At 44.8% G+C, this 22,679-nt stretch carries 26 protein-coding genes; 1 reads left to right on the forward strand and 25 read right to left on the reverse strand.

Features of this window, described 5'->3' with window-relative positions:
- Nucleotides 1-9: 9 nt before the first annotated feature.
- The 23 genes from spo0A to spoIIIAA form a co-directional block, all read right to left on the reverse strand.
- Nucleotides 10-792, reverse strand: a complete 783-nt coding sequence (gene spo0A, locus D4N35_RS00585) for a sporulation transcription factor Spo0A (protein ID WP_120068352.1) — start codon at nucleotides 790-792, stop codon at nucleotides 10-12.
- 221 nt (nucleotides 793-1,013) lie between these two features.
- A complete protein-coding gene (gene spoIVB / locus D4N35_RS00590) occupies nucleotides 1,014-2,300 on the reverse strand; it encodes a SpoIVB peptidase (protein ID WP_120068355.1) in 1,287 nt (428 codons plus the stop codon).
- Nucleotides 2,301-2,419: 119 nt separating this feature from the next.
- Nucleotides 2,420-4,093, reverse strand: a complete 1,674-nt coding sequence (recN, locus tag D4N35_RS00595) for a DNA repair protein RecN (RefSeq protein ID WP_120068358.1) — start codon at nucleotides 4,091-4,093, stop codon at nucleotides 2,420-2,422.
- A gap of 14 nt (nucleotides 4,094-4,107) precedes the next feature.
- The gene (gene ahrC, locus D4N35_RS00600) at nucleotides 4,108-4,557 is read right to left on the reverse strand and encodes a transcriptional regulator AhrC/ArgR (RefSeq protein ID WP_120068362.1); all 450 of its coding nucleotides are present in this window, start codon (nucleotides 4,555-4,557) and stop codon (nucleotides 4,108-4,110) included.
- 181 nt (nucleotides 4,558-4,738) lie between these two features.
- Nucleotides 4,739-5,560, reverse strand: a complete 822-nt coding sequence (locus tag D4N35_RS00605) for a TlyA family RNA methyltransferase (RefSeq protein ID WP_120068365.1) — start codon at nucleotides 5,558-5,560, stop codon at nucleotides 4,739-4,741.
- A 4-nt stretch (nucleotides 5,561-5,564) separates the two neighbouring features.
- Nucleotides 5,565-7,448, reverse strand: a complete 1,884-nt coding sequence (dxs, locus tag D4N35_RS00610; protein WP_390614528.1) for a 1-deoxy-D-xylulose-5-phosphate synthase — start codon at nucleotides 7,446-7,448, stop codon at nucleotides 5,565-5,567.
- 18 nt (nucleotides 7,449-7,466) lie between these two features.
- Nucleotides 7,467-8,081 (reverse strand): hypothetical protein, encoded by a 615-nt coding sequence (locus tag D4N35_RS00615; RefSeq protein WP_120068368.1) that lies wholly within the window; start codon nucleotides 8,079-8,081, stop codon nucleotides 7,467-7,469.
- Nucleotides 8,082-8,764: 683 nt separating this feature from the next.
- The gene (locus D4N35_RS00620) at nucleotides 8,765-9,649 is read right to left on the reverse strand and encodes a polyprenyl synthetase family protein (RefSeq protein WP_164876242.1); all 885 of its coding nucleotides are present in this window, start codon (nucleotides 9,647-9,649) and stop codon (nucleotides 8,765-8,767) included.
- Complete coding sequence (locus D4N35_RS00625; protein WP_120068374.1) at nucleotides 9,646-9,876, reverse strand: exodeoxyribonuclease VII small subunit; 231 nt, start codon at nucleotides 9,874-9,876, stop codon at nucleotides 9,646-9,648. The genes D4N35_RS00620 and D4N35_RS00625 overlap by 4 nt, the downstream gene beginning before the upstream one ends.
- Entirely contained in the window at nucleotides 9,873-11,225 is a 1,353-nt protein-coding gene (gene xseA / locus D4N35_RS00630; protein ID WP_120068377.1) for an exodeoxyribonuclease VII large subunit, read from the reverse strand. The genes D4N35_RS00625 and xseA overlap by 4 nt, the downstream gene beginning before the upstream one ends.
- Before the next feature lie 95 nt (nucleotides 11,226-11,320).
- On the reverse strand, nucleotides 11,321-12,187 hold the full coding sequence (gene folD, locus D4N35_RS00635) for a bifunctional methylenetetrahydrofolate dehydrogenase/methenyltetrahydrofolate cyclohydrolase FolD (protein ID WP_120068380.1): 867 nt from the start codon (nucleotides 12,185-12,187) through the stop codon (nucleotides 11,321-11,323).
- A gap of 16 nt (nucleotides 12,188-12,203) precedes the next feature.
- Complete coding sequence (gene nusB / locus D4N35_RS00640; RefSeq protein ID WP_120068383.1) at nucleotides 12,204-12,587, reverse strand: transcription antitermination factor NusB; 384 nt, start codon at nucleotides 12,585-12,587, stop codon at nucleotides 12,204-12,206.
- A 130-nt stretch (nucleotides 12,588-12,717) separates the two neighbouring features.
- The gene (locus D4N35_RS00645) at nucleotides 12,718-13,134 is read right to left on the reverse strand and encodes an Asp23/Gls24 family envelope stress response protein (protein WP_164876243.1); all 417 of its coding nucleotides are present in this window, start codon (nucleotides 13,132-13,134) and stop codon (nucleotides 12,718-12,720) included.
- A 16-nt stretch (nucleotides 13,135-13,150) separates the two neighbouring features.
- Nucleotides 13,151-14,506: an acetyl-CoA carboxylase biotin carboxylase subunit gene (gene accC / locus D4N35_RS00650; protein WP_120068386.1), complete on the reverse strand. Its 1,356-nt coding sequence runs from the start codon at nucleotides 14,504-14,506 to the stop codon at nucleotides 13,151-13,153.
- Nucleotides 14,507-14,518: 12 nt separating this feature from the next.
- On the reverse strand, nucleotides 14,519-15,019 hold the full coding sequence (accB, locus tag D4N35_RS00655; protein ID WP_120068388.1) for an acetyl-CoA carboxylase biotin carboxyl carrier protein: 501 nt from the start codon (nucleotides 15,017-15,019) through the stop codon (nucleotides 14,519-14,521).
- A 207-nt stretch (nucleotides 15,020-15,226) separates the two neighbouring features.
- Nucleotides 15,227-15,757 (reverse strand): SpoIIIAH-like family protein, encoded by a 531-nt coding sequence (locus D4N35_RS00660; protein ID WP_120068390.1) that lies wholly within the window; start codon nucleotides 15,755-15,757, stop codon nucleotides 15,227-15,229.
- Entirely contained in the window at nucleotides 15,757-16,425 is a 669-nt protein-coding gene (spoIIIAG, locus tag D4N35_RS00665) for a stage III sporulation protein AG (protein WP_120068393.1), read from the reverse strand. The genes D4N35_RS00660 and spoIIIAG overlap by 1 nt, the downstream gene beginning before the upstream one ends.
- The gene (gene spoIIIAF, locus D4N35_RS00670; RefSeq protein WP_164876244.1) at nucleotides 16,422-17,048 is read right to left on the reverse strand and encodes a stage III sporulation protein AF; all 627 of its coding nucleotides are present in this window, start codon (nucleotides 17,046-17,048) and stop codon (nucleotides 16,422-16,424) included. Before spoIIIAF ends, spoIIIAG begins: the two co-directional genes overlap by 4 nt.
- Nucleotides 17,049-17,062: 14 nt before the next feature.
- Nucleotides 17,063-18,247, reverse strand: coding sequence for a stage III sporulation protein AE (spoIIIAE, locus tag D4N35_RS00675; RefSeq protein ID WP_120068400.1), 1,185 nt, complete (start codon nucleotides 18,245-18,247; stop codon nucleotides 17,063-17,065).
- A gap of 27 nt (nucleotides 18,248-18,274) precedes the next feature.
- The gene (gene spoIIIAD, locus D4N35_RS00680) at nucleotides 18,275-18,658 is read right to left on the reverse strand and encodes a stage III sporulation protein AD (protein WP_120068402.1); all 384 of its coding nucleotides are present in this window, start codon (nucleotides 18,656-18,658) and stop codon (nucleotides 18,275-18,277) included.
- Between the two features lie 24 nt (nucleotides 18,659-18,682).
- Nucleotides 18,683-18,886 (reverse strand): stage III sporulation protein AC, encoded by a 204-nt coding sequence (spoIIIAC, locus tag D4N35_RS00685; protein WP_018705962.1) that lies wholly within the window; start codon nucleotides 18,884-18,886, stop codon nucleotides 18,683-18,685.
- Nucleotides 18,887-18,904: 18 nt separating this feature from the next.
- Nucleotides 18,905-19,420 (reverse strand): stage III sporulation protein SpoIIIAB, encoded by a 516-nt coding sequence (gene spoIIIAB, locus D4N35_RS00690; RefSeq protein WP_120068406.1) that lies wholly within the window; start codon nucleotides 19,418-19,420, stop codon nucleotides 18,905-18,907.
- Entirely contained in the window at nucleotides 19,413-20,327 is a 915-nt protein-coding gene (gene spoIIIAA, locus D4N35_RS00695; RefSeq protein WP_120068409.1) for a stage III sporulation protein AA, read from the reverse strand. The genes spoIIIAB and spoIIIAA overlap by 8 nt, the downstream gene beginning before the upstream one ends.
- 343 nt (nucleotides 20,328-20,670) lie before the next feature.
- On the opposite strand from spoIIIAA, the gene D4N35_RS00700 reads away from it, so the two are divergent.
- The gene (locus D4N35_RS00700) at nucleotides 20,671-21,204 is read left to right on the forward strand and encodes a shikimate kinase (protein WP_120068412.1); all 534 of its coding nucleotides are present in this window, start codon (nucleotides 20,671-20,673) and stop codon (nucleotides 21,202-21,204) included.
- 88 nt (nucleotides 21,205-21,292) lie between these two features.
- Here the strand turns inward: D4N35_RS00700 and aroD are convergent, their stop codons facing one another.
- Together aroD and efp are read right to left on the reverse strand one after the other, a co-directional pair.
- Entirely contained in the window at nucleotides 21,293-22,045 is a 753-nt protein-coding gene (gene aroD / locus D4N35_RS00705; RefSeq protein ID WP_120068414.1) for a type I 3-dehydroquinate dehydratase, read from the reverse strand.
- A 65-nt stretch (nucleotides 22,046-22,110) separates the two neighbouring features.
- Nucleotides 22,111-22,668, reverse strand: coding sequence for an elongation factor P (gene efp, locus D4N35_RS00710; RefSeq protein ID WP_120068417.1), 558 nt, complete (start codon nucleotides 22,666-22,668; stop codon nucleotides 22,111-22,113).
- Between the last annotated feature and the right edge of the window lie 11 nt (nucleotides 22,669-22,679).

The following is a 22,679-nucleotide window of genomic DNA, read 5'->3' on the forward strand; positions in this document are numbered from 1 at the left end:
TTAGCGAATTCACGAAGCTTTATGCTCCAGCCGCAATTTATCCGCAACCATTGCAATGAATTCCGAATTTGTCGGCTTAGCCTTTGACATGCTGACCGTATAGCCGAATAAGGAGGAAATGGCATCTATATTCCCGCGGCTCCAGGCGACCTCGATAGCATGGCGTATCGCCCTTTCAACCCGGCTGGCCGTAGTATTGAATTTCTTTGCAATGTCCGGGTAAAGTACTTTCGTGATGGCTCCAAGAAGCTCAATATCGTGATAGACCATTGAAATGGCTTCACGCAAATATAAATACCCCTTAATGTGTGCCGGCACCCCAATTTCGTGGATGACCGATGTGATGCTCGCTTCAAGATTTTGTGGTTTTTTCTCTTCATGGGTTTTAGAATGCGGGGTTGACTTAAAGGAAGGCATCCCCTTTTCACTGACCCCGCGAATATGATTCGCCAAATATTCCATGTCAAACGGCTTGAGAATGAAATAAGATGCACCGAGTTCCACTGCTTTTGTCGTCACATCTTCCTGGCCGAAGGCTGTCAGCATAATGACATTTGGAAATCGGATGTCGGAATTCCGCAATCTTTCAAGAACTCCCAGACCGTCCAAGTGAGGCATGATAATGTCCAATACCAATACATCCGGCTCCACCTTCCCCAATAAATCCAGGCACTCCTGTCCGTTGTGAGCGGTTCCAATCACTTCAATATCCGGCTGTGTTGACATATAGTCCTCCAATAAAGAAACAAGCTCACGGTTATCATCAGCAAGTACGACTTTTATTTTATTCAATTCTCTTCCTCCCCATTATAAAAAAGAATAAAGATTGCTTTTACTATATTCTAACAAACAAATACGCCAATGAAAGTTAAATTCCTCTAAAATCTTTCAAAAGAAGGAAAAAAAACAATAAATGCTTTTATTTGCTAATATTTTCAACTGAATTCGCCTTTTTTAGATAAAATTTACTAACATTGTCGAATTTTCTTTATAAAAAAAGAGGGCGTGTGCCCTCAACCAACTTTATCCAAGTTTTGTTGTTCATAAATATCAATTCCCGCTTCATGCAGCATCCATTCGATATGGACACCATAGCCGGAGGTCGGATCATTTACAAAAACGTGGGTGACTGCCCCGATTAATTTTCCGTCCTGTATAATCGGGCTTCCGCTCATCCCTTGAACAATCCCGCCTGTTTTATTCAATAGGCGTTTGTCTGTCACTTTAATGACCATTCCTTTAGTAGCCGGAAATTTTTGGGGAATGGTACTGACTATCTCGATATCATAAGGCTCCACTTGATCTCCTTCAACGACAGTCAATATTTTTGCCGGTCCTTCTTTTACCTGATGGGATAATCCGATAGGCATTTCTTTGTCCATTGCTCCATTTTTAATGTCTTTGTTTAGTTTTCCAAATATCCCGAACGGGCTGTTTAAAGTGATGTTGCCAATTACTTCACGGTTACCCGAAAAACGCGCCAATTTTTCACCGGGATTGCCATTTTTCCCTTTTTCGATCGAAGTTACCGTAGAGTTTACGATTTGTCCGTTATCAACAACAATTGGTTTTTTTGTGTCTATATCTGAAATAACATGGCCCAAAGCCCCGTATTTTTTTGATTTCGGTTCATAAAAAGTCATCGTTCCGATTCCAGCGGCCGAGTCCCTTATATATAAACCCAATTTATATTCTTGTTCCTTTTCATCCTTCAACGGCAGCAGCTTTGTTTGAAATTGTTCTTTTTCACGCTGCACGGTCAAATCAAGCGCTTTTCCGCTCTTTCCAGCATCTTCTACAAACGGGGCCACCTGTTCCATTTTTTCAATCTTCTTTCCGTTGATTTTTGTAATAATGTCCCCTACCTGAATTCCTGCCTCTTCCCCGGGAGAGGCCTTGGCATCTTTTGTCGAAACCAGATGATGGCCGACAACAAGGACTCCCAGCGTATTAAGCCTTACGCCGATGGATTGGCCGCCAGGAAAAACCTTAAAATTTTTCAGGACATTCACATCAACTTTTTTTACGGGCAGGCCGGCAATTTGTAGAAAAAGCTCGTCCTTTCCAGGAGTTTCAGCAGTTAATGAAACGGAATTTGCCTGTTCCGAGTATGAGAAGCTTTCGGGGGAATCCGCCATCGCCGTGACGGCTTCGCCTTTAGAAATCACATGCTCCTGCCCTTCCAGCAATGTAATATTTGAAGGCATATTAATAAATTGCTGAAAAGGATTGGAAAAGCCTAGAAGAAGAAGTGAAACAAGGAGAATTCCACCTGTCATTTGTCTTAGTCGATCTTTCATATGTCCATTTCACTCTCCTCGCCTTCTAGTCCACAGTTATAATTTGACCTCACCGGCGGGCATTTATAACCGGGAGCGGGAAAAAAAGATGCCCATTGAAGGATAGGATTTCAAGCGTTTTAACCGTTTTTCAATGTATAGGCAGACTCAACCAGTTCCTTGGCATGCTTTTTCGTAATTGAAGTGATTTCAGTACCGGAGATCATGCGGCCGATTTCATTTATTTTCTCGGCTTCATTAAGGTTTTTAATCACTGTCCGGGTTCTTCCGTCAGTGATTTTTTTCGATATAAGCAAGTGAGTATCAGCCATTGCCGCTACCTGCGGCAAATGCGATATACAAAGCACTTGCGAGTATTTGGAAATATGATGAATCTTTTCGGCCATGGCCTGGGCCACACGACCGCTGACACCGGTATCTACTTCATCGAAGATAACGGAAGTGACCCTTTTCGAAAAAATCGTTTTAAGTGCCAGCATGATTCTTGACAACTCGCCTCCCGATGCCACTTTTGATAAAGGCTTCAAAGGTTCTCCCGGATTCGTGGAAAGATAAAATTGCACGTCATCCATTCCGTTCATATTTTCATCCTGTTTGCGAAATACTACATCAAAAACGGTCTTATCCATGTACAGCCCCTTTAATTCCTTATGAATGGCGCTCCTTAGTTTTTCTGCCCATTTTTTGCGCAGCAGGCTTAACTTGTTACCGAGCTTCAGGACTTCTTCCCTAATGGATGTCCGTTCCGCTTGGAGCTGTTCAATCCGGCTGTCTCGGTGGATGATTGACTCTGATTCTTCTTTTATCTTTTCCAGATACTCAAGAATATCCCCTACGGTAAAGCCGTATTTCCTTTTAAGCTGGTTAATTTCATTCAGCCGCGTTTCAATTTCGTCCAATCTGTGCGGATCAAACTCCAATAAATCAAGTTCATTCCTCAATGCACTTGCCGTATCTTCAAGCAAATAAAAACTGTTTGAGATCGACTCGAACATTTCCTTGTATCTGTTGTCTATTTCGGCTGCCGTTTCCATGAAATTCATAGCCTGTCCGACAAAATCCAAGCCTTTTTGATCCTCATGCAGATTTTCATACCCGGCTTTCAGCGATTCAAACAGCTTTTCGTAATTGACCAGACGTTTCTTTTCTTCCTCAAGCCTTTCATCTTCGTTCAGTTTCAAACCGGCTTTTTCAATCTCTTGGACCTGGAACTGCAAAAGGTCCAGCCTGTGTGCCATCTGCTGTTCATTTTTGCTCAGTTCATTGATTTTCTTTTCTATTTCGACCAATTCAGCGTACTTTTTGCGGTAAGCGACAAGATTCTTCGCTATTTCCTCCTTGCCAAATTCATCAAGAAGAAATAAATGCATGGATTCATTCATCAATTCCTGATGCTCATGCTGGCCGTGGATATCGATCAGCGTTCCGCCGAGATCTCTCAAAACCGTCAATGTCACAAGCTTTCCGTTGATCCGGCAGACGCTCTTTCCGCCGCTTGAAATTTCACGGCGCAGAATAAGCATCCCCTCTTCGATTTCAATGCCCAAATCGGCAGCTTTTGCATAGCAGGGATGATTATCATGGATGAAAAATAGACCTTCAATTTCCGCTTTTGGCGCGCCATGCCGGACGTATTCCGAGGACCCGCGGCCCCCGACCAATAAATGGACCGCATCAATGATAATGGATTTTCCAGCCCCTGTTTCCCCGGTCAAAACCGTCAGGCCTTCAGAAAATGAAATGGAAATCTGGTCAATGATTGCAAAATTTCTGATCGTCAACTCCTGTAACAAAGGCTTCACCCCTATTAAAGCATGTTTACAAATCGGTCATTGATATCTTCGGCGTTTTCCCGTGTCCGGCATATGATGAGGCATGTATCATCCCCGCATATACACCCCATAATTTCATCCCAATCTAGATTATCAATCAACGCTCCAATCGCCTGGGCGTTTCCAGGAAGCGTTTTCAGCACCAAAAGGTTTTCCGAGTTATCGATGCTGACAAACGAGTCAGTCAGCGACCGCTTTAATTTTTGCAGCGGGTTAAAACGCTGGTCCGCCGGGAGACTATATTTGTACCGGCCATCGGGCAATGGCACTTTTACAAGGTGCAATTCTTTTATATCGCGCGATACTGTCGCCTGTGTCACATTGAAGCCCTGATTTTTAAGGTAATCAACCAGTTCATCCTGAGTTTCTATTTCATTGTTTCCAATCGCTTCACGGATTTTTAAATGCCGCCGTCCTTTGCTCAATATATTCACCTCATTACATTTACAGCATTTTGTATTTTTATACGTTCACTATCAAGTATTATAATGAACCAAAAACAAAGGCGCAAGCGCCTGCCTATCGGATGACCCAGGCCAATTTGTACATTCTTTAACACCGAAAAAAGGGCAATCTTCTTTAGATTACCCCTTTTCCCCATTTATTTTATTCAAATGCCCCATGGGCCTCTTTGACCACATCCGCTGCCGTTACCGGGCTCTTATCAGTTCCGGTGTTCCGGCCGCCTTCCCACCTCAAGTGGATTAAAAATTCAATATTTCCTTCTCCGCCTGTAATGGGGGAGAAGGAAAGGTCCATGATATCATAGCCTTCAGCAATCGCCATGTCCTTGATTCTGCGGATGACTTCTTCATGAATCTTCGGATCGCGGACAATGCCTTTTTTTCCGACCTGCTCTTTTCCTGCTTCAAACTGCGGTTTGATCAAAGCGACAACATCGCTGTGCGGAACGAGCAGATTTTTTAAAACGGGCAATATTAACCTCAGGGAAATGAATGAGACATCAATGGAAGCGAAATCCGGTTTTTCACCAGGGAAGTCTTCAGGGGTAACGTACCTGAAGTTTGTCCTTTCCATTACAACCACCCGGTCGTCCTGGCGAAGCTTCCATGCGAGCTGATTGTATCCTACGTCAAGTGCATAGGACATTTTGGCACCGTGCTGGAGCGCACAGTCTGTGAATCCTCCTGTTGACGCCCCAATATCCAGCACGACTTTGTCTTTGACCGAGAGATCAAACGCATTTAATGCCTTTTCCAGCTTTAATCCGCCTCTGCTCACATACGGCATCATGCTGCCTTTGACCTTCAGCGGAATATCATCATTCACTTTCTCCCCCGGTTTATCCAACCTTGTTTCATTTGAAAATACAAGCCCCGCCATGACGGCCCTTTTTGCTTTCTCCCTTGTTTCGATCAATCCTCTTTCAACCAGTAAAACGTCAAGTCTTTGCTTTCTTGCTTTCATCTGTTCAGGCCCTTTTTTGCTTCTTTGGCAAAAGCGACTTTATTTTGACTACTATATTGTCCGGTGTCAATCCGATTTCATTCAGAAGCTCCTTGACACTTCCGTGTTCGATAAATCGGTCGGGAATGCCGAGGCGGTCAATGAATGCATGGTGGTAGCCATGGTCATGAGCAAACTCCAAAACAGCACTTCCGAACCCGCCTTGAAGGACGGCTTCTTCAATTGTAAGGATAGGCATATGCGCTTGAAAAATGTCGTGCAGCATGGCTTCATCCATTGGTTTGATGAATCGCGCATTCACGACCTGAACGGATATGCCTTGTTTTTCCAAACGATTGGCTGCTTCAAGTGCCATGGGAATTGTCGTGCCGAATGTCAAAATGGCGGCATCTTTCCCCTTTCTCAACACTTCCCAGGATCCGATAGGAATTTTTTTCAACTCTTCGTCCATAGGCACCCCGCAGCCGTTGCCTCGGGGAAAACGCAGTGTAATCGGACCGTCGTCATATTTCAAAGCCGTGTTAACCATATGCTGGCCTTCGTTTTCATCTTTTGGCATCATTAAGACCATATTCGGCAAATTTCGTAAAAAAGCTATATCAAATACGCCCTGATGCGTCTCGCCGTCAGCACCGACAAGGCCGGCACGATCAACGCCAATAAAAACGTTCAAGTTCTGCCTGCTAATATCATGCAGCACCTGATCATAGGCTCTTTGCAAAAAAGTGGAATATATAGCCAAAAAAGGCTTCATTTTTTGTGTGGCCAGACCTGCTGCCATCGTAGCGGCATGCTGCTCCGCTATCCCGACATCAAACATCCGGTCCGGAAACTCGGAAGCGAAACCTTCGAGTTTCGAACCGACCGGCATGGCCGGTGTGATGGCTACAATGCGTTCATCCTTCCTCGCAAGCTTCCTGACGGTTTCACTTATCAGAGCGCTCCATGAAGGCGGAGTGTTGACAGGTTTAATAAAGTCTCCTGTTTCAATTTTATACTGGCCTGTCCCATGCCAAGTTCCGATTTTATCATGTTCAGCAGGGCTGTACCCTTTCCCTTTTTTTGTAATAACATGCAAAAGGACAGGGCCTTTTGTTTTTTTCGCATAGGCGAGGTTTTCAAATAATGCATCATAATCGTGTCCATCGACAGGGCCAAGGTAGGTAAAGCCCATTTCTTCAAAAAATATGCCGGAAACAAGCATGTATTTTAAACTGTCTTTCACCTTTTCGGCAGTGGCAGCCAGCTTCCCGCCAACAGCAGGAATCTTTTTCAGTAAATAATCAAGCTCTTCTTTTGCCCATTTATATTTCCCGGCTGTCCGGAGCCGTCCGAGAACATTATGCAACGCCCCTACATTTGGCGCAATGGACATTTCATTGTCATTCAGCACGACAATCATGTCTTTTTGTTCATGCCCGATATGGTTCAAAGCCTCCAAAGCCATTCCACCGGTAAGGGCTCCATCTCCTATGACTGGAATCACATAATTGTCCTCTTTTTTTACATCCCTGGCGATCGCCATTCCCATGGCTGCGGATAAAGATGTGGAGCTGTGGCCCGTTTCCCATACATCATGTTCGCTTTCCGACATCTTAGGAAATCCGCATAACCCTTTATATTGGCGCAAAGTATCAAATTGGCCGGCCCTTCCCGTCAAGATTTTATGCACGTAGGATTGGTGGCCGACATCCCAAAGTATCTTGTCTTTTGGGCTGTCAAAGCATTTATGGAGGGCGATGGTCAGCTCGACCACTCCCAGATTCGGACCGATATGTCCGCCGGTTTTTGATAATGTTTCAATGAGGAAGCGCCGTATGCTGGAGCTCAGTTCCTCCAATTGTTCCTTATTAAGATCTTTAAGAAAAGAAGGATCTTTAATTGACATGAGATCCAAAAGGATCACTCACTTTCGTTTCTTGTTTTTTTGCTTCGGCTTTTTCTTCTTATTGTCTTTAATAATTGGGAGATGGAGTCTTTCTTCAAGAAATTGCATTACCTTTCCCACATGAAAAATGATATCGCGTGAGTGGGTAATGGCAAAAGATTTGCCGAGCGCCTTTCCCCCTACTGTCAGTGCTGCAATAAGGCTTGTCAGCCCAACGTTGATTGCGTATTCGGCCGAAAGATTGCTGGACAGGCCGGCGCTTTGGGCGATTTGGATAACAACAAGCGCGGAAGCCGTTCCGCTGATGATGCCGGATATGTCCCCTATGACATCATTGCAAAAGCTTGCCACACGGTCGGCATTCCTCACAATCCGGATGGAATGTTTAGCGCCGTATATCTTTCTTGAAGCCATTGAATGGAATGGCGTTTCATTTGCAGCAGCTGCAGCAATCCCAATCATATCAAAAAAGATCCCGATTAATACAATAAATAGAACAACAAGAAGGCCATAAGTCCACGATAACCCAATCAGGACACCGTTAGAAGCAATTGAAAAAATAGCCGCTAACACAAAAGTGATAACGGCAATGCTAATACTCCATTTTATGGAATTTTTTATCAATTCATTCATAACAAACGTTCATTCACCGTTCTTCTTCATTAACTCGGATGGTCATAAGAAGAGTAAAAATTACGGCTTAGGTCCAGTAGGTTTTCCCAGACAGGTACCGTATGTCGCCATGACGGCGGTTTCCCTTTAAACCCATCTTGGCATTGTCGCCAAATGCCAGACTGGATTGCCACTTAGTCCGCACTATAATCCCCTTCATATGTCCCTTGGAACAGTCTAGGAGATTTCCCCAACAGCCTTTAACCTGGTTCCTAGCCTCTTTTGCAAAACTGATTTCATATGGGCTGAAGAAAACAGCACCGATGGCCAACCGGGCCGCCTTCTTATAACCATAATCCCCTCATGTTTCACTCAAGGCAGGCTACGCTGCTAGTGATGCCCTTCATCACGTTGCAGGTCTATACTTCGCTTTCGAGCAATGCATTTAAGCCAGCCGAACAAAGCGAAGCCTCCGCGGTAAAAGGGTCTACGCCCACATGCCTTTGCGGATCGCCCTTATACCTTTACTCCCAGCTCCGACCCAAGGCTGGGCTCCTCAAGCCGGAACAAGGAACTTCATCGATGTGCCCTTTAGTGAATTTTTAGGCTCACCTTCAGAACCGGTAGGCCGACTAGAATACTGCACCATCCGATAATCTGCGTAAAATTATATCATAACCGGTGTTTCAACACAAACATTAGTATTAATGGGTGCGGTCGGCTATCAGGTCGGTGATTCGACTCAGTATTTCAGTATTTAAATTTGTTTGGCCAAGTGCTTTCTTCGCCTCTTTTATGTGGAGGGAAAGATGCTCCTTGGCACCTTTAAGTGTAAGTACCGACGGGTATGTGCTTTTATGTCTCCCGGTGTCACTTCCTACCGGCTTTCCCATCAGCTCCTCATCCCCAGTCACATCCAGAATGTCATCACTGATTTGAAAACTCAGCCCCAAATGGTGCGAAAACTGTTCAAAACTTTCCATCTGCCTGCGGTCTGCACCGCCTATGGTGGCTCCTGCGAGAACACTGAACGTCAAAAGCTTGCCGGTTTTATGTGTATGGATATATTCCAGTTCATCTATGCCGAGTTCTTTATTTTCACCTTCCATATCTGCAACCTGGCCTGCGACCATACCTTCCGGCCCTGCACATTTGGACAGTAAATGGAGCAGCTCCACCTTTTGCCCGTCTTGCAAATATTGATCCCCGGAGATTAACTGGAAGGCGAATGTCAGGAGTCCATCGCCTGCCAAAATAGCCATCCCTTCACCGAACACTTTATGGTTTGTCAGCTTTCCCCTTCTAACATCGTCATTATCCATACTCGGCAGATCATCATGAATCAATGAATAAGTATGGATCATTTCCAAGGCAGCAGCCGTTGACAGACCGGCAGCCGTATCTTTTCCGAATGAGTCTATCACTGCAAAAAGAAGAAGCGGCCTGATCCTTTTTCCTCCGGCATCAAGGGAATATGCCATTGCTTCCTTCAATTTGGGCGGAGTATCGAGCTTGGAGATGCGATTCTTCAATTCTTTGTTTAAAATTTCCTTGTGTTTTTCCATGAAGATATTTAAAGTATCCGTCAAGCTTGATCCTCCTCACTGACATGGAATTCCTCTTCACCGTTCTCTGTTAAAACTTTCGTCAATTTTTCCTCGGCATATTTTAGCTTATCATGGCAGGCTTTGGACAGCTCCATCCCCTTTTGATATATTTCAAGCGCTTCTTCCAATGGAATGTCCCCTTCTTCCAGCCTTTTTATGATCATTTCAAGCTGCTCAAGGGCTTCCTCAAAAGTCAGTTTCCCGCTCATTCTTTCGCACCCTCTTCTTTGTTATCGATTGTACAATATAATCTTCCATCCGCCAGTGTCAACATCAATGGATCTCCGATTTCTGCCTGCCGGACACTTTTGACCAGTTTTCCTTCTTCCGTATGCGCTATATTGAAACCTCTGCGAAGTATACTTAATGGATTAAGCGCATCAAGCGTAGCCGTTTTTCCCATAAACTCAGTGATTTTCGCTCTTATGGCCGCACGCATTTCCTGCTGGAGCCTCTTTTCAGCTCTTGCAGCCCTTTCCCTATTCACTTCCACGAGAGCAGAAGGATGGTTTCTTGCGAGTCTGTCCCGCAGCTCTGCATAACGGCTGTTCTTATGTAAAATAATATGGTTATGCGCTGCGTTAAGAGTTTCCTTCCTCTGATCAAGCAGCTGCCATTTTTGCTCATACAGCTTGTGCGGGTTCCTCAAAATATATGACTGCTCCATGTAATTCAATTGATTGCGCCTTGTTTTGATGATAGTTCCCATGGCTTGGTAAAGCCGGGTTTTGCGCTGCAGAAGCTGCTCCATGAGATCTTCAATGTGAGGGACTGCCAATTCGGCTGCCGCTGTCGGAGTAGCAGCCCTGAGATCGGCAACAAAGTCCGCTATTGTCACATCTGTTTCATGGCCGACAGCCGAGATGACAGGGATGCCGGATTGAAAAATAGCCCTGGCCACAATCTCTTCATTAAATGCCCATAGCTCTTCCATGGACCCTCCGCCGCGTCCGACTATCAAAACATCGGCGACGGTCTCTGCATTTGCTCTTTGGATTGCATCCGCTATCGACTTTGAAGCATTTTTCCCCTGTACCAGGGCAGGGATGACCAGTATCTTTCCCAAAGGATAGCGGCGTTTGATCGTGGTGATAATATCCCGTATTGCTGCACCTGTCGGGGATGTGATAATGCCGATCACCTTTGGAAACGCCGGTATGGGCTTCTTGGATTCCTGTGAAAACAGCCCCTCTTTTCCAAGTTTTTCTTTCAACTGCTCAAAAGCAAGAAAAAGCTCGCCTATTCCATCGGGCAGCATCTCCTGCACATAGATTTGATATTGGCCGCTCATTTCATAGACACTTACGTTCCCTCTGAGAAGAACGTGCATGCCATTTTCAGGGATAAACTTCATTCCGGAAGAAAACCTGGCAAACATGACGGCCATGATCCTGGCATCTTCATCTTTCAATGTAAAATACATATGCCCGCTTGAGTGCCTTTTAAAGTTGGAGACTTCTCCCTTTACATACACCTGCTCCAAGTGGGGATCTGCATCGAATTTTCTTTTTATGTATTTTGTTAAAGCTTTTACCGTCAAATATTGCGGTTTTCTCATATCCAAACTGCCGCCTTTCGCGATTCAACAAAAAAGCTGTCCCTTTGTTATAGCTGACAGCTTTTCTACCAGTTCACCTTATATTCTACTATTATTTAATTGCCATTGCGATCATTTAAACGATTTTGTGCCGATTTCACTGTATTGTACAACAGCATTGTGATTGTCATCGGGCCAACCCCGCCGGGAACAGGCGTTAAATAAGCTGCCTTGTCTTTTACGTCTTCAAAGTCCACATCTCCGCATAATTTGCCATGCTCATCTTTATTCATGCCGACATCTATGATCACTGCACCTTGTTTAATATGTTCCGCTTTGACCATTTTCGCTCTCCCGACGGCAGCAACCAATATATCTGCCTGTTTTGTAAAAGACTGCAAATCACTTGTTCTTGAGTGACAATATGTGACCGTGGCATTTTCATTCAACAGCAATTGCCCCATCGGTTTCCCCACGATATTGCTTCTGCCGATGATGACAGCATGCTTGCCTTCAGGGTTGATTCCAATGTATTTTAGCATTTCCATGACACCAAATGGGGTACATGGCAAAAATGTATCTTGGCCGGTCATCATTTTTCCAATGTTAATGGGATGGAAGCCATCAACATCTTTTTCCGGGGAAATGGTTTCTATGACTTTTGTTTCCGAAATGTGCGGAGGGATCGGGAGCTGGACCAATATCCCATGAATGCTGTCATCAGCATTCAATTCCGTAATTTTGTCAAGGAGCTCTTTTTCACTGACATCAGCGGGATATTCAATCAATACTGATTCCATTCCGATGGCCCTGCAGCTTTTTTGTTTGGATGTCACATAGGTTCTTGAGGCAGGATTATCCCCTACCAAAATGACCGCAAGTCCAGGTTTCATTCCTTTGGCTGTCAATTCAGCTACTTCTTTTTCAAGCCCTTTTCTAATTTCCTGCGATATTTTTTTCCCGTCGATCAACTCGGCTGTCATTGTTGGCCCTCCTTTTCTACTCTTCTCCTTTGATTTTCGATAATATTCCATTTACAAACTGTCCCGATTTTTCATCTCCGAATGTTTTTGCCACTTCAATCGCTTCATTGATGGCCACATTTGGAGGAACTTCGGTAAATTTCAATTCATACGTGCCGATCCGAAGTACATTCAAGTCAACCTTGCCAAGGCGGTCAATGGACCACTTTTTCAGACAGCGGCTGATTTCTTCGTCAATTTCTTTTAAATTGGCGGCAGTACCAATAATCAAATCCTGCAAAAAGCCATCGGATTGTCCTTCCTGCAGTACATTCTCCAGAGCCTCTTCGGGAGGAATGCCGCTCATATCTATTTGAAATAAAGCCTGTAAAGCTTTTTCGCGCGCTTCTCTTCTTTTCATTATCAAAAAAGCTCCTTTAATATAGGCATTTGGTGCCCTTTGGGTTTTTCTTAGTTTACCACACAAGAAGAAAAACAAGCATTCGGTCCACCATTTAAAAATGCCAAAGGGGTTTCACCTTTGGCCTGGTCTATTCCGTCTCAAATTCTTCTTCAGATTCCTGTTTGCCTTGATCGAATGTCACACCAACAATATGAATATTCACTTCTTCAACTTCAAGTGCCGTCATGTTGAGCAATGCCTGGCGGATATTGTCCTGCACTTTTTGGGCGACGGCCGGAATGGAGACGCCGAAATTCATCAGACAAAATACATCGACAATGATTCCTTCTTCCGAAAGTTCCACCCGGATTCCTTTTCCGTGGTTTTTCTTTCCAAGCCTTTCAACAACTCCGGATGCAAAGTTGCCCCTCATTTGGGCGACGCCTTCCACTTCAGAAGCGGCAATACCGGCAATTACTTCAATCACTTCAGGGGCTATTTCAATCTTGCCATAATCTTGGCCGTTTTCCTGCGTCATTTCAAGCATGGTTAATTTTTCTTCCATTAAAAGCACCTCCGGTTTATTTTTTATTCATGACAGGATGCAGTTCCAGGAACTTTGTGTTGAAATCTCCGCCTACAAACGTTTCATTTTCAAGAAGCTGCAGGTGGAAAGGAATCGTCGTGTAAACCCCTTCGATGATGAACTCCTCAAGCGCACGTTTCATTCTCGCAATGGCTTCTTCCCTTGTGGAACCGTAGGTGATCAGTTTGGCAATCATGGAGTCGTAGTAAGGCGGGATCGTATAACCAGGGTATACACCTGAATCCACACGTACTCCCATGCCTCCCGGGGGCAGGTACATCTCTATTTTCCCTGCTGAAGGCATAAAGCCTTTTTCAGGGTTTTCAGCGTTGATCCGGCATTCAATAGACCAGCCGTTAAATTCGATTTCTTCCTGTTTCACGGACAGCTCTTTGCCTGATGCAATATAGATCTGCTCTTTTATTAGGTCAATCCCTGTCACCATTTCGGTAACGGGATGCTCTACCTGAATTCGCGTGTTCATTTCCATGAAGTAAAATTCCTGATTTCTGTGGTCAAAAATAAACTCCACTGTTCCCGCACCGGTATAATCAACCGCTTCTGCCGCCTTTACAGCTGCCTGCCCCATTTTTTCCCGCATTTCCGGTGTCAGCGCGGGCGACGGAGTTTCTTCCAGCAGCTTTTGGAGCCTCCGCTGGATGGAACAGTCCCTCTCTCCCAAATGGATAGTGTTTCCATGGGTATCAGCCAGCACCTGGATTTCAACATGGCGGAAATCATCGATATATTTTTCAATATACACCCCTGGGTTTCCGAATGCGACAGCAGCCTCCTGCTGGGTGATTTCAATTCCTTTGATCAGCTCTTCTTCCGTTTTGGCCACACGGATTCCGCGGCCCCCGCCGCCTGCTGTGGCTTTGATGATCACGGGATATCCGATTTCCCCGGCTATTTTCTTTGCTTCATCCATTGTTTCAACAATTCCGTCCGATCCGGGTACAATCGGCACACCGGCAGCTTTCATCGTTGAACGGGCCACATCCTTCGTTCCCATTTTCGTTATGGCTTCCGGGCTGGGACCGACAAATATGATATTGCACTCGCGGCAAAGCTCTGCAAAATCCGCATTTTCCGCCAAAAACCCATAGCCGGGGTGAATGGCGTCACATTCCGTCAGTTTGGCTACACTGATGACATTGGCCGAGTTCAAATAGCTGTCTTTGGAAGCTGTAGGCCCGATGCAATAGGCTTCATCCGCCAACTGCACGTGCAGCGCCTCTTTATCGGCTTCGGAATAAACAGCGACTGTTTCTATGTCCAGCTCCATACAGGCACGTATGATACGGACGGCAATTTCTCCCCTGTTTGCAATTAAAAGTTTTTTGATCATGTATTTCGCTCCTTACTTGGGCTCAACTAAAAATAGCGGCTGGCCATATTCTACAAGCTCTCCATCCTTCACAAGTATTTCCGCTATTTTCCCTTCAACTTCCGCTTCAATCTCATTGAACAGCTTCATCGCTTCAACAATGCAAACGATGGAATCCGAAGTGACTTCTGAACCAACTTTCACATATGGATCGCTGTCGGGAGAGGGAGCCTGATAAAAAGTTCCCACCATCGGTGAAACGATTTTATGTAAGTTGCTTTTTTCAGCTTCCTGTGCCGGTGTCGCTTCGGCTGCCGGTGCTTCCACCGCAGGCACTTCAGGTGCGGCTTCCTGGCGGATTACAGGCTGCGGTGCCTGAACCTGCTCTGTCACATAGCGAACCGTCTCCTCAACAGGTCTGTTTACTCTTTTTTTCAATTCGATTTTTGAGCCATCATGTTTATAGACAAACTCCTCAATGTCTGATTGATCAATAAGTTTTATAATTTCGCGGATTTCCTGAATCTTCAGCATACACGACACCCCTTAAAAATTATGAGTAGCTCTTAATATCATAATATAACAAGATATATAAATTCAACGACGACAGGGTTAATATACAGAAATAAATAGTAAAAATCAATAGAAAAAGCGAAGGGCGGCCGATTAGGGGCGACAAGCTCAGCAAGACGGCAAGGCCAAAAAGAAAGACGGACAGGAATCCTCCCCTCCGCCAATTTCCTATTTCGTTTGAAACTCGACTGTGGCAACTGTATGTGTACCGACTTCCTCCCTGACCACCTGAAGGATACGGGCTGCATCTGCCCGGGAATGCTCTTTGGCTTTAACCGTAATGAGCATTTCATCATTTTCCGTCCGGACCAATGCATCATCGTATCCAAGAGACTTGATGAGGCTTTCTAAAGTCTTCTCCTTTGTTTCCATTGCTTGCAGATCCTGCATTTTTGTATATAGTTCATTTTTCTCCTCGGCAGTCAAATCGGGAGAAGCTACTTGAGCCGTTAAATCTGCTATTTCCTTGCTTCGTTTATCCTGGACTTCCAGCCGGACAGCCTCAAAGGCCTCGTCTCCCGATGCCTCAGTGATCACCTTCATGTCTTTATCACTGGCTGCCATATCATCCGCAGCCTGTTCTTTTCCACCAGTTGCCAAGTCATTCTTGGCCGGATCGGATGTGACATAATATACGGACAGTACCACGACAAGGCTCAGCATGGTCAGGAGCCAAACTGTCTGTTTTTTCAAAAGCATTATGAATCCCCCTTTGACTTTTTCGGCATGACAGCCACTTTATGACTTGGAACCTCAAGACCTCTTGTTACCGCCTCTACAATCCATTTTTTTACCTGAATATTTTCGGCTCCGCCGGCTACCACAAGGACACCTTTAACTTCCGGCTTTCTCGTTTCGAGAACAAACGGAACCTCTTTGTCCCCTTCCTTGATCAGAACAAGCTGCTCCTCAGTTGATTGATCTTCTATTTTTCTAGTTCCGCCCTCTTTGTCTTCTTCCACTGTTGTTTGATTTTTTAATGTCAGGTTTTTTTCCAAGACTGTTTTTTCGGTAGCCTCCACATTTACAATAACGGTCACATCATGTACGCCCACTATTTGCTCAAGAGCTTCTTTCAATTGATTTTCATATTGATTTTCCAATTCTTTCATGCCGTTTTCGGAATCCTTTTTTCTCCCAAAAGCTTCTTCATCATCAGCACCGGCTTCCAGTTCTTTCATCGCTGCTATTGAGTCTTTTTCTTCCCCCGTTTTCCATAAATCGGAGATGATCATTAAAGCCGCACCCACAAGCACAAGAATGAGAACGTAAAACAATTTATTGTTTTTCTTTTGTGAAGGATCTCCCTTAGTGCCTTCTGTCCATAAACTTTTCAACCAATCAAGAGGACCGTTATTTTTACTCATGGATCACCGGTTCCTCCCTTCGCCACCAATTCTATTTTCGATTCTGGCACGTCCCATTCGCTCGCGAGCGTGGACCTGATCTTTTCATCCCGGCCGGCTTTATCATTACCCGGCGGGTCCTTAATCTGGATTGAAACTTGCTCCACCTCGGCCACCAACTCTTTTTTCGACATAGGCTCGATATGGACCGTTATTTTTTTAATAGACTCTAAAACGCTTTCCGGATCCTGCGCGGGAGAAGAAGTACTTGATATATCGATATCGGTTATGGTCATGCCATGACTTTCAATCATCTCCTTTTCAGCTTTCTCTTTAAGTTGGACAGCCATTTGCTCTAATATATATGCATGCTGTGATGTTTCTATTTCTCTTTTTTTTTCCTCAGCTGTTTTTTCCAAAGCAATGCCCGGATTACTCTGACTGTTTAAAAATGAATCCAGGGCCTTATCAAAATCATTGGACAGAAATTTAAATATGGGTGTTACGACAATGGAGATCAACAGCAGCCCCACAACCAGCTTCACATATTTTTTCATCGCCGAATCCGGAAGGAGCATGTCCACAATCATTGCCAGCAAAATAAAAATGACGATATTGATTACCCATTCCGAAATTATCTGCACGAAGCTCCCCCCTATCAGCGAATCATCATAGTAACGTTCCCTGATGTAATGACAATGGTTATGCACAGGAAAAACATAAAAGAAACAATTGCCAATGACGCAAAAACATACATCATGCATTTGCTGATCGCATCAAGACAATTAATAATGGGACCGTCGCCGACAGGCTGAAGCAATGCACCTGCAAGCTTATAGACAAAAACAATGATCAGTATTTTCACCGAAGGAAAAGCGGCAATCATCAGGATGATGGCGACCCCGGCCAAACCGACTGTATTTTTTATCAGTACGGAAGCAGTCAATACAGTATCTGCTGCATCCGTAAACATTCTTCCCACGACCGGCACAAAATTGCCGGTAACATATTTTGCAGTTCTGATCGCGACACCGTCTGTAACTGCCGTTGCCGTCCCCTGAATGGAAATAACGCCCAGAAGCACGGCCATGAATGCGCCAAGAATGCCTATGCCCGCTTTTTTTAACAAGTTGGACAGCTTCGTCACCTTATAATTTTCATTTAACGCGCTGACAATCCCCAAAAGCAAAGCCATAAACAAAAGAGGCAATACAACGGTTTGTATGAGGAGACCGCTCGTCTGGATCAAAAAGATCAACACAGGGTGAAAAAATGCAGCAGAAGTAACGCCGCCCGAGGAGGAGATCAATGCGAGAATGAGCGGAATCAGAGCATAAATGAACTGTGACATCGATTCAATTGCCGCCACCGCATAGTCTGCCGTGACCCGGAAACTGTTGAGGGCAATGATAATAAGGACCATAAATACAACCGCATAGGCAACTTTGGATACGGAACCTTTCTCAAATGCAGTGTGCAGCGATTGCAAAAATGCACTGAAGGTTGTCAAAAGCAATAGTGTTCCGAGAAGCTTTCCATTCATTGTCAGCTCCTGAAAAGCAAATGCCGCGATGCCCCGAAACCACTCCTTTATGGAAAAGGACTTCTCTCCCTTTAAAAATTCAAGAAGCGTCCCCCTCTGGCTTTCAGGCAAATATCCCCCATATTCATCCATGATGCCTTCCCAAAATCCGCTTAGTTCCTCAATTCCCAGCGTTTCGATCTGTTCATCCACCATTTCTGTGATGATATCATTTGATGATTTTTCCTCCTGTTCTGCCTGGGCGGAGACGCCTGTGAAAATGACGAAGCAGAATAAGAACAGCTGGATTGTTTTCCGCATACTCTTCCCCTTTCGCATATCACGCTGTTACCTGACCGGCATCATGTTGATGATGGTGTCAATCAGAACAGTCAAAATGGGGACAGCCAAAGCCAGGATGAGTATTTTCCCTGCCAATTCAACTTTTGCCGCCATGGCTCCCATTCCGGCATCTTTGCTTATATGTGAAGCGAATTCAGCAATATAGGCAATCCCGATTATTTTTAGTATTGTTTTTACATACATCGTATTGATGCCTGCATTTGCAGCCAAAATTTCAATGGTCGAAATGATTCCATGTATCTGGTCGACAAGAAATAAAAAAATGGCGCATCCCGTGAACAGGATCAGCAAAAAAGCGAATGTCGGCTTCTGCTCTTTGATGATAAGGGCCAAGAAAGTGGCGATGAGGGCGATGCCCGCTATTTGCAGTATGGCAATGGCCGCTCCCTCCCGTCATTGAAATAAGAAGACCGATCTTATTTTTTGAAAAAGGCCATCGACAATTGTGACGACCATGAACAAAATATAGATAAACCCGAACAAAGTGACCCATTGGGCATATTCCTTTTTCCCGACCTGGTCAAGAATTGTATGCAGAAAAGCAACAACGATGCCGACTCCCGCTATTTTGAAAATCACGTCCACATCAATGCCCATCATCTAACCTCCCATCCTTTAAAAAAGCAGGATAATAAACAACAGTCCGGATAAAACGCCCAGGCTTTTCATGATTTTTTCGTATTTCTTCTGCTTCTCCCTTGCTTCAGACTCTTCCCTGTCAAGATGGGTGACAGCAAGCAATATTTGTTTTTGCTGGGTGTACCGGTCATGCCGTCCAAGACTTTCCCCAAACTGCATCAGGATTTCATATTCTCCAGCTTTCATGTCCGTGTCATGCCATATCTCATCGAGACTTTCCTTCCATGCAGACTTGACTACTGCATCCGTTTTGGAAAGCTTTTCGGAAAAAATTTCATATAAGCGTGCAGCCGGTTCAGGCATCTGCAAAGATATTTTTTTTGCAGCTTCCCCAAGGGGCGTATGGCTGTACATGATTTCTGCATCCAATGCCCGCAAGGAGTCTTTAATGATGCGCAGCTGTTTCGGCCTGCGGGTCAAATGGCTCGAGGCTTCAAATCCGGCCCATGTTGTCGTTCCGATGATGAGCAGGGCTCCGATCAGTTTAAACATGGGCGCTCACAACTTGTCCGTTTTGGTCCTTAATGGAAACGACGGTGCCAGGGCCATCATTCCGCGATAATTCAATAAAGCGCTGAAAGACCTGCTGCTCAATGATTTCCCTTAGCAATGGCCGTTTTATTATTTCTTCCAAGCCATTTCCATGGGTTGTCATCATTAAGGTAATACCGGCATTGACTGCTTCCATGATGGCTTCCTTATCTTCCCTGCGGCCAATCTCGTCCACAATAAGTACGTCGGGGCTCAGCGCCCTGATCATCATCATCATCCCTTCTGCTTTCGGACAAGCATCAAGCACATCAACCCGTGTTCCAAACTGCAATTGAGGTATTCCGTGCATACAACCGGCTATTTCGGACCTTTCATCGACAATTCCCGCTTTCATGGCAGGAATCCGGTTTTTTGGGCAGCCGGTGGATACGATTCTCGCAAGGTCCCGCAGCAATGTTGTTTTCCCTGTCTGGGGAGGTCCGATGATCATTGTATGCTTCCATCCCCCGTTATATATAAAAGGGATGAAACGCTCAGCCGCCCCGATTTTTTCCCTGGCGACCCTTATATTAAAAGAAGCCAAATGCCTCAGGGCCTTTACCCTGCCTTCTTCCAATATGGCTTTTCCGGCAAGCCCGATCCGGTGTCCGCCTTCAATCGTGATATAGCCTCTTCTCAATTCTTCATCCAACGTATAAAAAGAGTGGCCGGCCAAATTGCTGATCAGCTGCTCCGCATCGCTTTGTGTAAACAGATAAGGCAGGCAGCTTGTCACTTCCCTTGCAGTCACTTCCACCTGCCGGTTGACCCGGAGACGGATCTCTTCTATCCCATCTTTCGTTTCATCGGGCAGGACATTGATTAGTTTGGAGATCTCAGTTGGCAGGATGCGAATGATATTTTCCAATGCGACCCTCTCCCACACTTCTTTTCTACCTAATATGTATTCGGCCAGGCTTCAATTATGACCAGCCGCTTTTACGGATGGCAAAGAAACGCCGGGGGAACCCTTTATAGTGCGTGTTCAAAAGTTGCCAAATTAGAAGCAAGAAGGTCGAGGCGGCGCAGTTTCGAGCAGCGGAATGTATGCTTTTAAATACATGAGTAGCGGAGAAACAAGCCAACGAAGAGATTCGCAGCTTATCATTTGGTGACTTTTGAACATCCTCTTATAAAAATTGATCAAGCGTATCTCTCACTTAACGTGATATAGTAGTATTAAGTTTAATGAAAAGCAGGTGCACATTTTCATGGGAAAAGATTCTGATAAAAAAAGTGTTGTTCTGATCGGATTTATGGGGGCAGGAAAAACGACGGCGGGTGAACTTGCCGCAAAAAAATTGAACCGGAGTTTTATAGATATCGACCAGGAGATCGAAAAAAAATTTGGAATGACAGCGACAGAGATTTTTAAGAAGCATGGTGAAAAAGCCTTTCGTACATATGAAAAAAATATCATTGAATTAAAAACAAGCGGGAAGGGGCAAGTGATCTCTCTCGGAGGGGGGGCATTTATAAACGAAGAGACAAGGAAAACATGCCTGGCAAATACTGTTGTCATCTTTTTGGATATATCCTGGGAAGCCTGGAAAAACCGCTTTGAACAGCTTGTTGAAACCCGTCCGGTTTTGCAGGGGCGCGATTTAAACGAGATAAAGGAATTATATTCGGAGCGAAAGCTTTTGTACAATAATCATCATTTCCACATATTGACAGACAATCTATCACCGGAAGAAGTTGCGGAGAAAATAGTTGACATATATTCAAATTCAACCTCCGACTAAAACGAGCCCTAATTTTACAAGATTAAAAAACAACATCAGGCGAAAGAAAACAAAAGCACTTTCTTTCGCCTGATGTTTTAGACACGCCCTATTCTGCAGCCATATCTTCCTTCAACATGGCAATCAATTGTCTAAGCCTCCTGACCGGAATTTGGCCGGGAGCCGATTCCTTCACTCCCGAGCCGAATGTAAGAATGGAGCCATACGACCAGCCAATGATCCTGCTGATAGCGCCAAGGCTCCCCATAGACATCATAATCAGGGGTATATCTAATGCCTTGCCGGCATTGTTCGTAAGCTGAAGCAGCCTCAAAACATCATCTTTCGTTTCGGGCATGACGGCCGCCTTGGCAATATCCGCACCATAAAATTCGGCAAGGAACAGTTTTTTCATTATTTCTTCTTCAGAAGGTGTACAATTGAAATTATGATAAGATAGAATCAATTGTTTACCATGTTTTTGTGAAACCCGTCTCAATTCCTTTATGTTGGCAGAATCACTGGAAACTTCGTAATCAACCAAGCTGATGGCATCATTTTTGCAAACTTCACTAATCAGCTTCACTTTCTGCTCTTCCGACAAAGAAATCTGCTGGCCGCCCTCATGAATCGAACGGATGGTAAAAAGAAGCGGCAAATCGCTTTTTTCGGCGATTCCTTCGAGAACGGAGAAGACGTACGGAAGGTCATCCAATTTATGTAAAAAATCCGCTCTCCATTCGAGCATATCCGGTTTTTCAGGCAAAACCAGATCAATCTCATCCATGATTTCCTCTTTGTTCTTCCCGGTTAAGGGCGTACAGATATAAGGCATCCTCTGTTTTTTTAAAATTCCGTCCAAGCTTATTCCCACCTTTTTAAAACCATCAAAAACCGCGGGATGACCCGCGGCTGGAGCTAATGCGATTATGCCCTTGAAACATAGGAACCATCGGAAGTATTGATGACCAATGTATCCCCTTCGTTTACAAAGAATGGCACCTGGACAACAAGCCCGGTTTCCATCGTAGCCGGCTTGGAGCCTCCGGAAGCGGTATCCCCTTTGATTCCCGGTTCCGTTGCGGTTACCTTAAGGTTTACCGTATTTGGCAATTCGATCCCAAGTGTTTCACCGTTGAACATGATGATATGGACTTCCATGTTTTCCAGCAAAAAGTTCAATTCATGTTCAATCTGCGAGGCAGGAAGCTCGATTTGTTCATATGTCTGCTGATCCATAAAGACATACTGGTCTCCGCTTGAATATAAATATTGCATCTTTTTATTGTCAATTTGCGCTTTATTCACTTTCTCTCCCGCACGGAATGTCTTTTCAGCGATGGCCCCTGTACGGAGATTCCGCAGCTTGGAGCGGACAAATGCAGCTCCTTTTCCCGGCTTGACATGCTGGAACTCAAGAACCCTCCATATCCCGCCGTCAACCTCAATTGTCAATCCTGTTTTAAAATCATTTACCGAAATCATCTTACTGCCTC

It is taken from the genome of Siminovitchia fortis, assembly GCF_003605365.2.
GTDB lineage: Bacteria > Bacillota > Bacilli > Bacillales > Bacillaceae_C > Siminovitchia > Siminovitchia fortis.

What these genes read in the sequence shown, in the direction of transcription:
- spoIVB (WP_120068355.1), bottom strand. Translation starts at nt 2,300, where the DNA reads ATGAAAGATCGACTAAGACAAATGACAGGTGGAATTCTCCTTGTTTCA.
- D4N35_RS00605 (WP_120068365.1), bottom strand. Translation starts at nt 5,560, where the DNA reads ATGAAAGCAAGAAAGCAAAGACTTGACGTTTTACTGGTTGAAAGAGGA.
- dxs (WP_390614528.1), bottom strand. Translation starts at nt 7,448, where the DNA reads ATGTCAATTAAAGATCCTTCTTTTCTTAAAGATCTTAATAAGGAACAA.
- D4N35_RS00615 (WP_120068368.1), bottom strand. Translation starts at nt 8,081, where the DNA reads ATGAATGAATTGATAAAAAATTCCATAAAATGGAGTATTAGCATTGCC.
- D4N35_RS00625 (WP_120068374.1), bottom strand. Translation starts at nt 9,876, where the DNA reads ATGAGCGGGAAACTGACTTTTGAGGAAGCCCTTGAGCAGCTTGAAATG.
- xseA (WP_120068377.1), bottom strand. Translation starts at nt 11,225, where the DNA reads ATGAGAAAACCGCAATATTTGACGGTAAAAGCTTTAACAAAATACATA.
- folD (WP_120068380.1), bottom strand. Translation starts at nt 12,187, where the DNA reads ATGACAGCCGAGTTGATCGACGGGAAAAAAATATCGCAGGAAATTAGA.
- nusB (WP_120068383.1), bottom strand. Translation starts at nt 12,587, where the DNA reads ATGAAAAGAAGAGAAGCGCGCGAAAAAGCTTTACAGGCTTTATTTCAA.
- D4N35_RS00645 (WP_164876243.1), bottom strand. Translation starts at nt 13,134, where the DNA reads ATGGAAGAAAAATTAACCATGCTTGAAATGACGCAGGAAAACGGCCAA.
- accC (WP_120068386.1), bottom strand. Translation starts at nt 14,506, where the DNA reads ATGATCAAAAAACTTTTAATTGCAAACAGGGGAGAAATTGCCGTCCGT.
- accB (WP_120068388.1), bottom strand. Translation starts at nt 15,019, where the DNA reads ATGCTGAAGATTCAGGAAATCCGCGAAATTATAAAACTTATTGATCAA.
- D4N35_RS00660 (WP_120068390.1), bottom strand. Translation starts at nt 15,757, where the DNA reads ATGCTTTTGAAAAAACAGACAGTTTGGCTCCTGACCATGCTGAGCCTT.
- spoIIIAG (WP_120068393.1), bottom strand. Translation starts at nt 16,425, where the DNA reads ATGAGTAAAAATAACGGTCCTCTTGATTGGTTGAAAAGTTTATGGACA.
- spoIIIAE (WP_120068400.1), bottom strand. Translation starts at nt 18,247, where the DNA reads ATGCGGAAAACAATCCAGCTGTTCTTATTCTGCTTCGTCATTTTCACA.
- spoIIIAC (WP_018705962.1), bottom strand. Translation starts at nt 18,886, where the DNA reads ATGGGCATTGATGTGGACGTGATTTTCAAAATAGCGGGAGTCGGCATC.
- spoIIIAB (WP_120068406.1), bottom strand. Translation starts at nt 19,420, where the DNA reads ATGTTTAAACTGATCGGAGCCCTGCTCATCATCGGAACGACAACATGG.
- D4N35_RS00700 (WP_120068412.1), top strand. Translation starts at nt 20,671, where the DNA reads ATGGGAAAAGATTCTGATAAAAAAAGTGTTGTTCTGATCGGATTTATG.
- efp (WP_120068417.1), bottom strand. Translation starts at nt 22,668, where the DNA reads ATGATTTCGGTAAATGATTTTAAAACAGGATTGACAATTGAGGTTGAC.